13 protein-coding genes and 1 pseudogene are annotated in these 14,782 nt (G+C 71.7%); 2 read left to right on the plus strand and 12 right to left on the minus strand.

All coding sequences use genetic code 11. The annotated features are described in order from the left end of the window. Positions 1-46: 46 nt before the first annotated feature. The 11 genes from ACWC1K_RS07155 to ACWC1K_RS07205 form a co-directional block, all read right to left on the minus strand. Positions 47-1,375 (minus strand): sulfate adenylyltransferase subunit 1, encoded by a 1,329-nt coding sequence (locus tag ACWC1K_RS07155; RefSeq protein WP_450829239.1) that lies wholly within the window; start codon positions 1,373-1,375, stop codon positions 47-49. A 2-nt stretch (positions 1,376-1,377) separates the two neighbouring features. Next, entirely contained in the window at positions 1,378-2,316 is a 939-nt protein-coding gene (gene cysD, locus ACWC1K_RS07160) for a sulfate adenylyltransferase subunit CysD (protein WP_450829240.1), read from the minus strand. Further along, positions 2,313-2,876 carry an adenylyl-sulfate kinase gene (gene cysC, locus ACWC1K_RS07165; RefSeq protein ID WP_450829241.1) on the minus strand — a complete coding sequence of 188 codons (564 nt, stop codon included), beginning with the start codon at positions 2,874-2,876 and terminating at the stop codon, positions 2,313-2,315. Before cysC ends, cysD begins: the two co-directional genes overlap by 4 nt. Next, complete coding sequence (locus ACWC1K_RS07170) at positions 2,873-3,583, minus strand: phosphoadenylyl-sulfate reductase (RefSeq protein WP_450829242.1); 711 nt, start codon at positions 3,581-3,583, stop codon at positions 2,873-2,875. The genes cysC and ACWC1K_RS07170 overlap by 4 nt, the downstream gene beginning before the upstream one ends. Next, positions 3,580-3,759, minus strand: a complete 180-nt coding sequence (locus ACWC1K_RS07175) for a hypothetical protein (protein WP_099932046.1) — start codon at positions 3,757-3,759, stop codon at positions 3,580-3,582. Before ACWC1K_RS07175 ends, ACWC1K_RS07170 begins: the two co-directional genes overlap by 4 nt. Then, positions 3,756-5,453, minus strand: coding sequence for a nitrite/sulfite reductase (locus tag ACWC1K_RS07180; RefSeq protein WP_450829243.1), 1,698 nt, complete (start codon positions 5,451-5,453; stop codon positions 3,756-3,758). Before ACWC1K_RS07180 ends, ACWC1K_RS07175 begins: the two co-directional genes overlap by 4 nt. A 127-nt stretch (positions 5,454-5,580) precedes the next feature. Next, positions 5,581-5,664 carry a putative leader peptide gene (locus tag ACWC1K_RS07185; protein ID WP_309486338.1) on the minus strand — a complete coding sequence of 28 codons (84 nt, stop codon included), beginning with the start codon at positions 5,662-5,664 and terminating at the stop codon, positions 5,581-5,583. 127 nt (positions 5,665-5,791) lie between these two features. Beyond that, positions 5,792-6,364: a GNAT family N-acetyltransferase gene (locus ACWC1K_RS07190; protein ID WP_450829244.1), complete on the minus strand. Its 573-nt coding sequence runs from the start codon at positions 6,362-6,364 to the stop codon at positions 5,792-5,794. Positions 6,365-6,449: 85 nt separating this feature from the next. After that, positions 6,450-7,727, minus strand: coding sequence for a hypothetical protein (locus ACWC1K_RS07195; protein ID WP_450829245.1), 1,278 nt, complete (start codon positions 7,725-7,727; stop codon positions 6,450-6,452). A gap of 174 nt (positions 7,728-7,901) precedes the next feature. Then, positions 7,902-9,191 (minus strand): GAF domain-containing protein, encoded by a 1,290-nt coding sequence (locus tag ACWC1K_RS07200; RefSeq protein WP_450829246.1) that lies wholly within the window; start codon positions 9,189-9,191, stop codon positions 7,902-7,904. Between the two features lie 294 nt (positions 9,192-9,485). Further along, the gene (locus ACWC1K_RS07205) at positions 9,486-11,120 is read right to left on the minus strand and encodes an acyl-CoA dehydrogenase family protein (protein ID WP_450829247.1); all 1,635 of its coding nucleotides are present in this window, start codon (positions 11,118-11,120) and stop codon (positions 9,486-9,488) included. 529 nt (positions 11,121-11,649) lie between these two features. Between ACWC1K_RS07205 and ACWC1K_RS07210 the strand changes: the two genes are divergently transcribed. Further along, positions 11,650-12,786 carry a YihY/virulence factor BrkB family protein gene (locus ACWC1K_RS07210; RefSeq protein ID WP_450829248.1) on the plus strand — a complete coding sequence of 379 codons (1,137 nt, stop codon included), beginning with the start codon at positions 11,650-11,652 and terminating at the stop codon, positions 12,784-12,786. Positions 12,787-12,836: 50 nt separating this feature from the next. Here ACWC1K_RS07210 and ACWC1K_RS07215 read toward each other — a convergent pair. Continuing rightward, positions 12,837-13,668: pseudogene (locus tag ACWC1K_RS07215) on the minus strand (NmrA family transcriptional regulator); the annotation flags it as partial. A gap of 80 nt (positions 13,669-13,748) precedes the next feature. Here ACWC1K_RS07215 and ACWC1K_RS07220 point away from each other — a divergent pair. Then, on the plus strand, positions 13,749-14,723 hold the full coding sequence (locus ACWC1K_RS07220; RefSeq protein WP_450829249.1) for a cupin domain-containing protein: 975 nt from the start codon (positions 13,749-13,751) through the stop codon (positions 14,721-14,723). Positions 14,724-14,782: the final 59 nt, after the last annotated feature.

Consider the following 14,782-nt stretch of genomic DNA (forward strand, 5'->3'; position numbering starts at 1 on the left):
GCCGCCCTCCTTCGCGAACGTGGAGTAGTAGTCGGGAGAGTTCATGTCAGAAGTCCCAACCGTCGTCTTCGGACTCGTCCTTGACCGGCTCCGGGGACGCGAACGACTCGCCGACCATGCCCGCGGTGAGCGTGGTGCCGTCGTTCGGGTCGATCAGGATGAACGAGCCGGTGCGGCGCGAGTCGGCGTAGGAGTCCACCGGCAGCGGTTCCGCCGTGCGGATCTTCACGCGGCCGATGTCGTTGGCGACGAGCTGTCCCGGGTGCGGGTGCAGGGACAGGTCGTCGAGCGTGAGACGGGACGGGATGTCCTTGACGATCGCCTTGACCGTGCGGGTGCCGTGCTTGAGCAGCACCCGGTGGTTGACGGTCAGCGCCTGGTCGGCGACATGGCAGACGGTCGCCTCGATGTCCTGCGTGGTCGCCGGGGCGTCCTTGCTGGGCACGATCAGGTCGCCGCGCGAGATGTCGATGTCGTCCTCCAGGAGGATCGTCACCGACTGGGTGGTCCAGGCGACGTCGACCGGCTCACCGAGCAGGTCGATGCCGGCGATGCGTGAGGCACGGCCCGAGGGGAGCACCGTGACGGCCTCGCCGACGTGGAAGGAACCCGCGGCGATCTGGCCCGCGTAGCCCCGGTAGTCCGGGTGCTCCGCGGTCTGCGGGCGGATCACGTACTGCACGGGAAGGCGCGCGTGGCAGTGGCTCAGGTCGTGTGTGACCGGAACCGTCTCCAGGTGTTCGAGCACCGTCGGGCCGCCGTACCAGTCCATGTTGGCGGACGGCTCCACCACGTTGTCACCGGCGAGCGCCGAGATCGGGATCGCGGTGACCTCGGGGACGCCGAGCTCGGTCGCGTACGCCGTGAACTCCTCGGCGATCGCGGCGAAGACCGGCTCCTTGTAGTCGACCAGGTCCATCTTGTTGACGGCGAGGACGACGTGCGGGACACGCAGGAGCGCGGCGATCGCGGCGTGCCGGCGGGTCTGCTCGACGACGCCGTTGCGCGCGTCGACCAGGACCACCGTCAGCTCGGCCGTGGAGGCACCCGTCACCATGTTGCGGGTGTACTGCACATGGCCGGGCGTGTCGGCGAGGATGAACCGCCGCCGGGGCGTGGCGAAGTAGCGGTAGGCCACGTCGATCGTGATGCCCTGCTCGCGCTCGGCGCGCAGACCGTCCGTCAGCAGCGCGAGGTCGGGGGCCTCCTGGCCGCGGCTCGCGGAGACGCGCTCGACGGCCTCCAGCTGGTCGACGAGCACCGACTTGGAGTCGTGCAGCAGCCGCCCGACGAGGGTGGACTTGCCGTCGTCGACCGAACCGGCGGTCGCGAACCGCAGAAGGGTCGTCTCGGTGAGTTCCGTGGTGGTGCTCATGCCTAGAAGTACCCCTCGCGCTTACGGTCTTCCATCGCGGCCTCGGACATCTTGTCGTCGGCGCGGGTGGCACCGCGCTCGGTGAGCCGGGAGGCGGCGATCTCCGTGATGACCTGCTCCAGCGTCACGGCGTCCGAGTCGACGGCACCCGTGCAGGACATGTCGCCGACGGTCCGGTACCGGACGAGCCGCTTCTCGACGGTCTCGCCGTCCTTGGGCCCGCCCCACTCGCCCGCGGTCAGCCACATGCCGTTGCGGGCGAACACCTCACGCTCGTGCGCGAAGTAGATCTCCGGCAGCTCGATGCCCTCGCGGGCGATGTACTGCCACACGTCCAGCTCGGTCCAGTTGGACAGCGGGAAGACGCGGACGTGCTCGCCGGGCGCGTGCCGGCCGTTGTACAGGTTCCACAGCTCGGGGCGCTGGCGGCGCGGGTCCCACTGCGAGAACTCGTCCCGCAGGGAGAACACCCGCTCCTTGGCCCGGGCCTTCTCCTCGTCGCGGCGTCCGCCGCCGAAGACCGCGTCGAACTTCTCCGCCTGGATCTTCTCCGTCAGCGGCAGCGTCTGCAGCGGGTTGCGGGTCCCGTCCGGGCGCTCCTTGAGCACCCCACGGTCGATGTAGTCCTGCACGGAGGCCACATGCAGGCGCAGGCCGTGCTGTGCCACCGTCCGGTCGCGGTACTCCAGGACCTCGGGGAAGTTGTGCCCGGTGTCCACGTGCAGCAGCGAGAAGGGCACCGCGGCCGGCGCGAAGGCCTTCAGCGCCAGGTGCAGCATGACGATGGAGTCCTTGCCGCCGGAGAACAGGATCACCGGCCGTTCGAACTCGCCCGCCACCTCGCGGAAGATGTGCACCGCCTCGGACTCGAGGGCGTCCAGGTGCGAGAGGGCGTACGGGGAGGCCGTGCCCTCCTCGACCGCAGCGACGGTCGTCGTCATGCCAGTCCCCTCTCGGTGAGCAGCGCGTGGACCGCGGCCGCGGACTCCTGGACGGTCTGGTGCTGCGACTCGATGCGCAGATCGGGCGTCTCGGGCTCCTCGTAGGGGTCGTCCACCCCGGTGAGCCCGGACAGCTCGCCCGCCGCCTGCTTGGCGTACAGACCCTTCACATCACGTACGGAGCACACCTCGACCGGGGTCGCCACATGCACCTCGATGTACGGCGCCCCGCCCTCCTGGTGGCGCTTGCGCACCGCCTCGCGGCTGTCCGCGTAGGGCGCGATCACCGGGACGAGCGCCTTGACGCCGTTGCGGGCGAGCAGTTCGGCGAGGAAGCCGATGCGCTGCACGTTGGTGTGCCGGTCCTCGCGGCTGAAGCCGAGGCCCGCCGAGATGAACTCGCGGATCTCGTCACCGTCGAGCACCTCGACGAGGTGGCCCTCCGCGCGCAGGCGGCCGGCCAGCTCGTACGCGATGGTGGTCTTGCCGGCACTCGGCAGACCCGTGAGCCAGACGGTGGCTCCGGTCGTCACGTTCGTCTCCTGAATCGTCGTCGTCATCCGTGCAGCCCGCACTCGGTCTTGGCGCTGCCCGCCCAGCGGCCCGCGCGCGCGTCCTCGCCCTCCAGGACGCGGCGGGTGCAGGGGGCGCAGCCGACGGACGCGTAGCCGTCCATCAGCAGCGGGTTGGTCAGTACGCCGTGTTCGGCGACGTAGGCGTCCACGTCGTCCTGGGTCCAGCGGGCGATCGGGGAGATCTTGACCTTCCGGCGCTTCTCGTCCCAGCCGACGACCGGGGTGTTCGCCCGGGTCGGGGACTCGTCGCGGCGCAGACCGGTCGCCCAGGCCACGTAGTTCTGCAGGCCCTGCTCCAGCGGCTGGACCTTGCGCAGCTTGCAGCACAGGTCGGGGTCGCGGTCGTGCAGCTTCGGGCCGTACTCCGCGTCCTGCTCGGCGACCGTCTGACGCGGGGTCAGCGTGATGACGTTGACGTCCATCACGGCCTCGACCGCGTCGCGGGTGCCGATGGTCTCCGGGAAGTGGTAGCCGGTGTCGAGGAACACCACGTCCACGCCGGGCATGGCGCGCGAGGCGAGGTGGGCGACCACCGCGTCCTCCATGGACGAGGTCACGCAGAAACGCCTGCCGAAGGTCTCGGCCGCCCACTGGAGGATCTCCAGCGCGGAGGCGTCCTCCAGATCACGGCCGGCCTGCTCGGCGAGCGCCTTCAGGTCCTCGGTCGCCTTCTCCTCCTGAATTGCGGTCATATGTCGTCTCCCCCTGCTTCGGAGTGCTGAAGGCCCCGGGCGAGCAGCCCGAGGAACTTCAGCTGAAAAGCCCGGTTGCACGCAGCGCATTCCCACGCGCCATGGCCCTGCTCGGACGGACGCAGGTCCTCGTCGCCGCAGTAGGGGCAGTAGAAGGGGGCGGCCCGCTCGCTCACGACAGTGCCTCCTCGGACGCGCGGGAGGCCCAGGCGGCGAACCGCTCGCCGTCCTCACGCTCGGCCTGGAACCGCTTGAGGACACGCTCGACGTAGTCGGGCAGCTCCTCGGACGTGACCTTCAGGCCGCGGACCTTGCGGCCGAACCCGGGCTCCAGGCCCAGCGCACCGCCGAGGTGCACCTGGTAGCCCTCGACCTGCTCGCCCTGGTCGTTGAGGACGAGCTGGCCCTTGAGACCGATGTCCGCCACCTGGATACGGGCGCAGGCGTTCGGGCAGCCGTTGATGTTGATGGTGATGGGCTCGTCGAACTCCGGGATGCGGCGCTCCAGTTCGTCGATCAGGGACGAACCGCGCTGCTTGGTCTCGACGATGGCCAGCTTGCAGTACTCGATACCGGTGCAGGCCATGGTGCCGCGCCGGAAGGGGGACGGCTTGGCCGTCAGGTCCAGCGCCTCCAGGGCCTCGACCAGCGGCTCGACCTGAGCCTCCTCGACGTCGAGCACGATCATCTTCTGCTCCACGGTCGTCCGCACCCGGCCCGAGCCATGGGCCTCGGCGGCCTCGGCGATCTTCGTGAGGGTGGCGCCGTCGACGCGGCCGACGCGCGGGGCGAAACCGACGTAGTAGCGGCCGTCCTTCTGCCTGTGCACTCCGACGTGGTCACGCCAGCGGCCCGAGGGCTCGGCGGGCGCGGGACCGTCGACCAGCTTGCGCTTCAGGTAGTCGTCCTCCAGGACCTGGCGGAACTTCTCCGGGCCCCAGTCGGCGACCAGGAACTTCAGACGGGCGCGGGTGCGCAGCCGCCGGTAGCCCCAGTCGCGGAAGATGCCGACCACACCGGCCCACACCTCCGGGACCTCCTCCAGCGGCACCCAGGCGCCGAGCCGGACGCCCAGCTTGGGGTTGGTGGACAGGCCGCCGCCGACCCACAGGTCGAAGCCGGGGCCGTGCTCGGGGTGCTCGACACCGACGAACGCGATGTCGTTGATCTCGTGGACCACGTCCAGCAGCGGGGAGCCGGAGATCGCCGTCTTGAACTTGCGCGGCAGGTTGGAGAACTCCTTGCTGCCGATGTACCGCTCGTGGATCTCGTCGATCGCCCAGGTGCCGTCGATGATCTCGTCCTCGGCGATGCCGGCGACGGGTGAGCCGATGATCACGCGCGGAGTGTCACCGCAGGCCTCGGTCGTGGACAGCCCGACCGCCTCCAGGCGGTTCCAGATCTCCGGGACGTCCTCGATGCGGATCCAGTGCAGCTGGATGTTCTGCCGGTCGGTGATGTCCGCGCTGCCGCGCGCGAACTCCTGCGAGATCTCGCCGATCACGCGCAGCTGCTGGGTGGTGAGGCGTCCGCCGTCGATCCGCACCCGCAGCATGAAGTACTTGTCGTCCAGCTCCTCCGGCTCCAGGATGGCGGTCTTGCCGCCGTCGATCCCGGGCTTGCGCTGGGTGTACAGGCCCCACCAGCGCATACGTCCGCGCAGGTCGTTGGGGTCGATGGAGTCGAAGCCGCGCTTGGAGTAGATCGTCTCAATGCGTGTCCGCACATTGAGACCGTCGTCGTCCTTCTTGAACTGCTCGTTGCCGTTCAGCGGGGTGTGGTGTCCCGCGGCCCACTGACCCTCGCCGCGGTGACGGCTCACCTTGCGGCGGGGCGTTGCGGCAGCAGGGTTCTGCGGGGTGGCGGCCATGGTTCTACGTCCTTCGGGACAGGCGGAAAGCGGCTCTTACCTGCGCGTACGGGCGCATGGGCATACGTGCGCGTCTTTGCGCAGGTGGAGAGGGAATGTCAGGAGGTGTCGGGCTTCGCTGGAGCTGTCAGCTCGCCGGACAGATGGCGCTGGACATGCGGCCGAGGTCGACGTGCCGCCGACTCACCAAGGCAATTCCAGTTCCAGACATGACGGAAGCGTGTCATGGCAATCTGGACACAGTCCAGCTTCGTCCAAGATGCGGACATCCTTGTCCCGAAATGTGGGACAAGGGTGTCGTCGATCACATTGGCTGCGGCCGGTCTTGTCCGTGCAGGTCAGGCGCGGTATGCCTCAGGCCACGGGCCCGGCGCGGCCACCTCCGCCTGCTCCTCGACCTTGGTGTCGAAGAGCCTGAAGCCCCGGCGCAGATAGTTGTCCATGGCGTGCTCCCCGTCCAGGCTGCACGTATGCAGCCAGACCCGCTTCGTCTGCGCCAGTCCGGGCCAGCGCTCCGCGAGGTCCCAGGCGCGGGCGGCGCCGTACGACAGCAGGTGCCCGCCGATCCGCCGCCCCCGGAAGGCCGGCACCAGACCGAAGTAGACGATCTCCACGACCCCGTCGTCCTGCGGGTCCAGTTCGACGTATCCCGCCGGCGTTCCCCGGTCGTACGCAACCCATGTCTCCACACCCGGCCGGTCCAGGTGCTCCTGCCACCGCGCATACGTCCAGCCCAGCCGGTCGATCCAGCGGATGTCGCCGCCGACGGACGCGTACAGGAACCGGCTGAACTCGGGCGAGGGCACCTCGGAACGAACGATCCGCACGTCCCCTTCCGGCGCGGCGGCCGGAAGCAGATCGGTCGGCGCGGTCTGCTCCAGGGACCAGGTGGTCACGGGAATGTTGGTCATGCCGGTCAGGGAATCATCCGGCCCACAGATCTGTCGATCGCGACCAGCCGCGACGCGGCCGCAGACGAACGACAACCCGGCCCGACTAGCCCAGGGCCCCATCGATCGACCTCAGCGGCAACGCATACAACATCCGCCCGGCCTGCGACCACACCTCACCGGTCTCCTCCCAATAGGAGAGGGACCCGGAGGGTCCGGTCCAGCAGCGGTTCGTCCCGTCCGAGCCGCACCGCGTGGCCTTCGCGTCGCGCGCGTTCTGCCGCCACAGGGTGCCGTGGCCGTCCGCGGTGTCCGCCGCGCGGGCCAGGTACCACTGTGACCCGTACGACAGGACCCCGCCGACGCCGGCCGTCTTCGTCTCGTACGCCTCGGTCGCGGTCGCGCGTCCCGCGGCGTCGGTGGCCAGCAGGCCGGCGCGGATCGGGTCGCTGCTGAACGCGTAACGCCACAGCCGGGTGTGCCGGCCGCTGTCCGCGGGGACCCACTCGCTCGCCACGAGGCTGTCGGGGGCGGTGCTGCGGTCGAGCGAGATCGCCGCCGGGCGGGCGGCGCTCCCACCGGTGAGCCGGTACGAGCCGACGGCCGGCAGGACGTACCGCGCGCCGTACGCCGCCCAGCCGCCGCGCACCCTGCCGACCGCGCCGCTGTCGACGGTGGCCCGCTGGATGCGGTGCATGTCGTACACGTACAGGCCGTCGGCGGCGGTCACCAGGAGCTTGCCCTGGTACCAGACCATGCCGGAGACGGGGGAGGTGAGCCCGCGGTAGTCGCGGCCGCCGTCGACGGGGACGGCGAGGGTCGCCCAGGCGTAGGTGAGGCGGTCGGGGTCGCTCGCGTCGACGAAGGCGACCCGGGCGAGGCCCGGCTTCGCCGACCTGCCCGCCTGGTGGGTCCAGCCGGAGAGGATCACGCGGTGCTCGCCCCAGTGGCCGTCGTCGTCCGCGTCCCCGGAGGTGGTGACCGCGCCGGCCCGCCAGCCGCGGGTGTCGGCGGCGTCCCAGCAGTACGCGCGGGTGGCCGCGGGCGCCACGGGCAGCGCCGTGCGCTCGCCGGTCGTACAGTCGGCGGCGCCGAGCAGGGAGTGGTCGGCGTCGTCGAGGACGGTGCTCACGCCGACGGGCCTGCCCATGGCGGCGGCGAGCCGGTCGAGGGTGCTGCGCGGAACCAGCCGCTCCTGGAGCCGCAGCCCGGTCGTCCGCTCGGAAGCGGCGAGCGCCTTCAGGGCTCCGGGCCGGTCACCGACCGTGGCCTGCGAGGCGCTGATCATGGTGGCGGCGGCGGTGAGTGCGAGGGCGGTACCGGCGAGGAAGGCGCGCAGCGCGCGGCCCCGCTTCTGCCTGCGGTGTCGGCCACGTTGCTTCATACGTCCTCCCGAGGCGGGCCAACTGCGGCCATTGGTCCGTGTGTTGACCAAAGGAGCAGGTGGGGTGGCCCGTAGAGGGATGCTACGGCAGTCCGGGGCGGTAGGGCACGAAGACCGTGCAAATATGCGGAAGATACGGCCGTGTGGTCACTGAGGGGTATGTGTCGGACACGCTCAGGGCATGTCGGCCGGCTGCCGTGCGTTGGCCACCGCCGGTGCCGTCGACTGCGGCAGCAGATCGTGCGGGTCGGCCGGCAGGAGCAGCTCCACCTCCGCGTCCTCCGCGAAGCGGTACGGCCGGTGCTCCAGCAACCCGCCGAGATAGCGCCGTACTCGGGACATCTCGGCGCGCACCGTCACCGTACGGGCCGGGTCCCCGAACATCTCCTCGGCCAGGCCCGCCGCGCTGCTGCCGCCGCGGTGCAGGGCGAGCAGATACAGCAATTCGGCGTGCCGGGGGCTGAGTTCATGGCTCCAGGAGCCCGCGGACCCGGACACCGTGACCGACCAGCGGCGCGACTGCGTCAGGTCCAGCACGATCCGCGTGGCGCCGCGCGGCACCGGCTCGTCCGTGGCCCGGATCAGCCAGCCCTCGGCCAGCGGCTCCACCGAGCACAGCCCGAGCGGCGGCAGCCACCGACGGCCCGCTGTCAGCGACTTGGGCAGGACGATCCGGCCGGTGTACGGCATCCCGGTCACCGCCGCGGTCCAGCCGTCCCGGTCCACCGCCACGGCCCGGCCGCCCACCCGGGCCAGCACCGGCGCGGCCACCGCGCGCAGCCGCTCCAGCGAGGTCAGATGCAGCTCGCGCAGCCGGGCCTCGGCCAGCTTGGCCACCGAGTCCACCCAGGCGAGCGTGGCCGGGTGCATCGTCTCCAGCGGTCCGCTGACGTCCACGACACCGATCAGCCGGCCGTCGCGCGGGTCGGTGAGGGGCGCGCCGGTACAGGTCCAGGAGGTCTGCGAGCGCACGAAGTGCTCGGAGGCGAAGACCTGCACGGGCCGGCGCACCACCGCCGGGGTGCCGATGCCGTTCGTGCCGACGACGTCCTCCCGCCAGTCGGCGCCCAGTTCGAAGCCGAGCCCGTCCGCCTTGCGCAGCACGGCCGGGCTGCCCTCGCGCCACAGCACCCGGCCGTCCGCGTCGGCGACCACCATGATGTGGTGGGCGACGTCCGCGACCGACAGCAGCCCTTCCCGCAGCACCGGCAGGACGTGCCGCAGCGTCGTGCTCTCCCGGCGCCGCCGCACCTCGTCGGAGGGCAGCAGCCCGGAGCGCTGGTCGCGTTCGGGGTCGATGCCACTGCGCAGCATGCGCCCCCAGGACTGCTCGATCACCGGGCGCGGCGCGACGGCGGTGCGCTGCCCGGAGAGCCTGGCGGCGCGGACCTCGCTGAGTACCCGCGCCGCGCGTGCCGTGTCGACCACGGCGAGCTGCGCAACGTCCGTCGGCGGGTGCACCACGGGGCCTCCCGGAACAAGGGCTCGGGACAACCGGTTTCCCGTTGCGATTCGGCCACGGAGCCGGAGTCGTCCGTACTGTCCGTCCATAGTGCCGTCCGTTCCCGGCGGACGGGCCCAGTCCAGCCGCAGACAGCAACAAGTTGCAACCCCTTGCAACCCTGGTGGACCGGCTCCTGCTTGATTGAATATTGAGCAACGCCGTCCCGAGCGGCGTTCGTGGCCTCGAACGGGCCTGGTTGGGCGGGGGTGGTGCCGTGTCGGCGCAGCACCACCCCCGTACGACATGAGCCCAGGTCAGGACACCGGTCGGGCCCGCTCGACCACCGACGCCAGGTCCAGCGTGTGGGGCAGCGTGCCGAAGGCCGCGCCCGCGTCGCCGCCCAGCCGTGCGGCGCAGAAGGCATCGGCGATCTCCGGCGGGGCGAACCGGACGAGCAGCGAACCCTGGAGCACCAGCGCGAGCCGCTCCGTCAGCCGCCGGGCCCGACCCTCGATCCCGTCCAGGTCGGCCAGCTCGGTCAGCAGGTCCTTGATCGCGCCGTCCAGGCGGTGGTCGGCGCCGCGGGCCCTGCCGACCTCCTGGAGGTAGGCGTTGAGGGCCTGCGGCTCGCGCCGCAGGGCGCGCAGCACGTCCAGCGCCTGCACATTGCCCGCGCCCTCCCAGATCGAGTTGAGCGGCGACTCGCGCACCAGCCGGGGCAGCCCCGACTCCTCGACGTACCCGTTGCCGCCCAGGCACTCGGCGGCCTCGACCGCGACCGGCGCACAGCGCTTGGTCACCCAGTACTTGGCGGCCGGCACGGCGATCCGCAGCAGCGCGCGCTCCTGCTCGCTTCCGTCGTCGTAGGCGGCGGCGAGACGCAGCGCGAGCGTGGTCGCCGCCTCCGACTCCAGCGCGAGGTCGGCCAGGACGTTGCGCATCAGCGGCTTGTCGACCAGCTTCGCGCCGAACGCCTCCCGGTAGGTGCAGTGGTGCACGGCCTGCGCGACCGCCTGCCGCATCAGACCCGCCGAGCCCAGCACGCAGTCCAGCCGGGTCGCCGCCACCATGTCGATGATGGTCCGCACCCCGCGCCCCTCCTCGCCGACCCGGCGGGCCCAGGTGCCGTCGAACTCGACCTCGGCGGAGGCGTTGGAGCGGTTGCCGAGCTTGTCCTTGAGCCGCTGGATCAGAAAGACGTTGCGGGAGCCGTCCTCCAGGACGCGGGGCACGAGGAAGCAGGTGAGCCCTTCCGGAGCCTGGGCGAGCACCAGAAATCCGTCGGACATCGGGGCCGAGCAGAACCACTTGTGCCCGGTGAGCTCGTATGTTCCCTCCTCGGTGAGGGGCCGTGCAGTCGTCGTATTGGCGCGTACGTCACTGCCGCCCTGCTTCTCCGTCATGCCCATCCCGAACAGCGCCCCGGCCTTGAGGCGGGCGGGCCGCAGCTCCCGGTCGTAGACCATGGACGTGAGCCGCGGCTCCCACTCGGCGGCCAGGGCCGGGTCGGTGCGCAGGGCGGGGACGGCCGCGTGGGTCATCGACAGGGGGCAGAGGTTCCCGGCCTCGACCTGCGTCCACACCAGGAACGCGGCGGCTCTGCGGACATGGCCGCCGGGCCGGACCCAGGCCGCCGTCAGCCCCGCCGCGACACCCTTGCCGAGCAGGCGGTGCCACGCGGGGTGGAAGTCGACCTCGTCGATACGGTGGCCGTGGCGGTCGTGGGTGCGCAGCCGGGGCGGGTTCTCGTTGGCCTGGACCGCCCACTCCTGAAGCTGCGCCGAACCGGAGGCCCGGCCGAGGGCGGTCAGGTCGCCGCGCGCCTCGTCGAGCAGCTCGGGGTCCAGGTGCCGTTCGACGGCCGCGGTGAGGGCACGGTCGGCGCCGAAGAGGTCGTAGTCGGTCAGGGGCGGGGGCTGGTTGGTCACGGTGTGCGTGGTGCCTGCCATGCGGCGAAAGTACCCCGGGGCGGGGCGGCGGTCACGCACGGTCCTCGACCGCGGGCCGGTCGCTACTCGCCCCCGCCGCCCCTACCCGTCCCGTCCCCAGGGGCTCTGCCCCTTCGACCCCGGCGGGGACTGCGTACCGTGCACTGCCGTACCCCCGCTCTTCGAACGCCGGAGGGGCTGATGTTCGCGGGGCGGGGACTCTCTTTCAGTGCCCCGGGGCCACCCGCCTGGGCTGGCCCCGGGGCGGGATTCCGGCGCGGGTCGGCTTCTTTCAGCCCGTCCGGCGTCTGAGGACGAGGCCGTTCAGGCCGATCGGGGGTCCAGGGGGGCGGAGCCCCCTGGCGGGGGCGAAGGGGCGGAGCCCCTGGGACGGGACGGGCAGGGGCGGCGGGGGCGCTGGAGATTCAGGCCGGCCGGGCCATCGCCGCCGGTGCCGGATCCGGCGCGTCCGCCGGCCGGCCCTCCCGGCACACCGTGCGCCGGGGCCCGGGGGATGAGTGCACTCGGCCGCGGCGGATACCGTTAGGACGTGCAGTCAGCAAGTGAATCGCCGCAGAGCCCCTCCGGGCGTCTCCACCGGGCACGTGCCCTCTATCGGAACGTCTCGAAGCGCAGGACTGCCTGGCTGCTGCTCAAGGACACCGTCAACTCGTGCATGGAGTACCGCATCCTGGGCCTCGCGGCCGAGGCCGCGTTCTTCACGCTGCTGTCCGTGCCGCCCCTGCTGCTGAGCCTGATCGGCCTGCTCGGCTACGTCGACGACTGGACCGGCGCGCACTCCATCGCGAGCCTGGAGAACAACATCCTGGAGGCGTCCCGCACCGTCCTGTCCGACAAGGGCGTCTCGGAGATCGCGCAGCCGATCCTGCACGACGTCATGAAGGGCGGCCGGCCCGACGTCATCTCCATCGGCTTCCTGTTCGCCCTGTGGTCGGGCTCCCGCGCGGTGAACGTCTTCATCGACACGATCACCGTGATGTACGGCCTCGACGGTGTCCGCGGCATCGTCAAGACCCGCTTGCTGTCCTTCGCGCTGTTCATCGTGGCCCTGCTGATCGGCTCGGTCGCGCTGCCGCTGATGGTGGCCGGGCCGGACGCGGTGGTGAACGTCGTGCCGTGGTCGACGACCGTCGTACAGGTCCTGTACTGGCCTGTCGTCATCGTCCTGTCGATCGCGTTCCTGACCACGCTGTACCACGTGTCCGTGCCCGTCCGCTCCCCGTGGATCGAGGACGTGCCCGGCGCCCTGGTCGCCCTCGCGATGTGGGTGCTCGGCAGCTTCCTGCTGCGCATCTACCTGACCAGCACGGTCGAGGGCCCCACCATCTACGGCTCGCTCGCCGCGCCCGTCGCCGTACTGCTGTGGATCGGTGTGTCCGCGTTCGCCGTCCTGGTCGGGGCCGCGGTCAACGCCGCGATCGACCGGGTCTGGCCGGCCGCCGCGACCGCCGCCGCCCGTGCCGCGAACGAGCGGCTGCGCGAGGTGCAGCTGGCCGAACACGTGGCCCGCGCGGCCGCCGGCCACGAAACCGACCCGGCCGATCCGGACATGCCCTCCGAGTTCCCGGAACGCTGGTCCCGCTTCCTGCCGCCGGAGGACGTGACGTCCCGCCTGCGAACGCATGTGAAGAGCACCCACCCGCACCACAAACCGGACGGTTCCTGAAGCGCCCGAAAGGGCCGCGGACCGCACCCCAAGGGCGCTCCCCGCCAAACCTTCCAAGCCCCCGCCGCGGCCTCCCTCACGCATTCCCCGAAGTCCCGGGGCGCCGGCCCCCACACCTGCCGGACCCCGTCCGTGAGATACGCGTTGCGCCCATCAAGCAGCCCCTCGAACACCCCCACCAGGAATTCCCCCTCCTCGGCCGGCACGCCGAACCCGGTCAGCGCCTCGCCGTAAGCCCGCGCAGGCACCGGCGTACAGGAAACCGTCGTACCGATCGCCGCGGAGATCTCCCCGACCGCCTCACGGAAGGACAGCAGCCGCGGCCCGGTCAACTCCATCGTCCGCCCGGCATACCGCTCCCCGGCCGTCAACGCGACAGCGACCACGTCGGCGATGTCCCGCACATCGACGAACGGCTCCCGCACCTCACCGGCCGGAAACGCCAGCTCCCCCTGCGTAACTCCTCCACCAGCGGCCCCTCGCTGAAGTGCTGCGCGAACCACGCGGCCCGTACCACCGTCCAGTCCGCACCCGAAGCCTTCAGCGCCTCCTCGGTCGCCAGGGCCTGCGCTCGCCGCGCGCCGACAGCAGCACCAGCCGCCGCCCCCGGAGCCCGACCACCTCCCGGGCGAGTGCCCCGACGCTCTCGGCCGCCGCGGGGGCGCCGACGTCGGACGGGTGCACCAGGTACGCCGCGTCGGCGCCCCGCAGGGTCTTCGCCCAGGTCGTCGGGTCCTCCCAGTGGAAACCGTGGGCGCGGGAGGCGGCCCGCACCGCGAGCCCCGCCGCCCGCGCCGCCTGTGCCACGCGGCTCCCGGTGCGCCCCGAGGCATTGGTCACCACGACTGTCGTGTTCCGCGTGTTCGCTGCGTTCTCAGCCATGCCTCCAGTCAAGGGCCGTACGCCCCAAGACCCCATCGCCGAACGGCTCATTCCCCTGTGCGGACGTCTACGCTCAGGGCATGGACCCCCTTGCAGGTCTCCTCGACGGGCCCCGCGCGCGGGGCGCCTTCATGATCCGGGCGTGTTTCGAACCGCCCTGGTGCGTACGGATCGAGGACCGCGCCCCGCTCAGCGTCATGCTGATGGTCCGCGGCGAGGCGTGGATCACGCCGGACGCGGGCGAGCGAAGCGAGATGGGGGTCCCCCCGGCCGAAGGCTGGGGGAGGGTGCTGCTGCGGCCCGGCGATCTCGCCATCGCGCGCGGCCCGGACCCGTACACCTGTGCCGACGACCCCGAGACCGAACCGCAGGCGCTGATCCTGCCGGGTGCCGAGTGCCGCTACCCCGACGGGCGTTCCCTCAACGGTGTCATGGACCTCGGCGTGCGCACCTGGGGCGACCGGCTCGACGGGTCGGCCGTGATGCTGATCGGCACCTATCTCTGGCACGGCGAGGTCGGCGGGCGCCTGCTGGACGCACTCCCGCCGCTGCTGTCCCTCACGCCCGAGGTGTGGGACTGCCCGCTCACCCCGCTCCTCATGGAGGAGATCGTGCGGGACGAGCCGGGCCAGGAGGTCGTCCTGGACCGCCTCCTCGACCTGCTGGTCATCGCGGCGCTCAGGGCCTGGTTCGCCCGCCCGGAGGCGGCGGCACCGGCCTGGTACCGGGCGCTGGCGGACCCCGTAGTGGGGCGGGTCGTGCGCCTGCTCCACGACGATCCGGCCCACCCCTGGACGGTGGCCTCGCTCGCGGCCAAGGCGGGAGTCTCCCGGGCCGCCCTGGCCCGCCGCTTCACCGGCCTCGTGGGCGAGGCCCCGATGACGTACCTGACCGGCCGGCGCCTGGCCCTGGCCGCCGACCGGCTGCGCGACACCGACGACACCCTGGAGGCCATCGCCCGCCAGGTCGGCTACGGCAGCGCCTTCGCACTGTCCAGCGCCTTCAAGCGGGTGTACGGCGTGAGCCCGCAGGAGCATCGGATGCGGACGGCGTAGCGTTCCGTGCGTGTGCGCGGAGGGGTGTCCCGGCTGACCGGGGTGGTCGGGTGGGCGCC

It is taken from the genome of Streptomyces sp. NPDC001492, assembly GCF_053597275.1.

Bases quoted from the DNA above. Each gene is read 5' to 3' on its own strand.
- ACWC1K_RS07185 (WP_309486338.1), bottom strand. From the start codon at position 5,664: ATGTCTGGAACTGGAATTGCCTTGGTGAGTCGGCGGCACGTCGACCTC.
- ACWC1K_RS07170 (WP_450829242.1), bottom strand. From the start codon at position 3,583: ATGACCGCAATTCAGGAGGAGAAGGCGACCGAGGACCTGAAGGCGCTC.
- cysC (WP_450829241.1), bottom strand. From the start codon at position 2,876: ATGACGACGACGATTCAGGAGACGAACGTGACGACCGGAGCCACCGTC.
- ACWC1K_RS07190 (WP_450829244.1), bottom strand. From the start codon at position 6,364: ATGACCAACATTCCCGTGACCACCTGGTCCCTGGAGCAGACCGCGCCG.
- ACWC1K_RS07220 (WP_450829249.1), top strand. From the start codon at position 13,749: ATGGACCCCCTTGCAGGTCTCCTCGACGGGCCCCGCGCGCGGGGCGCC.
- ACWC1K_RS07205 (WP_450829247.1), bottom strand. From the start codon at position 11,120: ATGGCAGGCACCACGCACACCGTGACCAACCAGCCCCCGCCCCTGACC.
- ACWC1K_RS07180 (WP_450829243.1), bottom strand. From the start codon at position 5,453: ATGGCCGCCACCCCGCAGAACCCTGCTGCCGCAACGCCCCGCCGCAAG.
- cysD (WP_450829240.1), bottom strand. From the start codon at position 2,316: ATGACGACGACCGTCGCTGCGGTCGAGGAGGGCACGGCCTCCCCGTAC.
- ACWC1K_RS07155 (WP_450829239.1), bottom strand. From the start codon at position 1,375: ATGAGCACCACCACGGAACTCACCGAGACGACCCTTCTGCGGTTCGCG.
- ACWC1K_RS07195 (WP_450829245.1), bottom strand. From the start codon at position 7,727: ATGAAGCAACGTGGCCGACACCGCAGGCAGAAGCGGGGCCGCGCGCTG.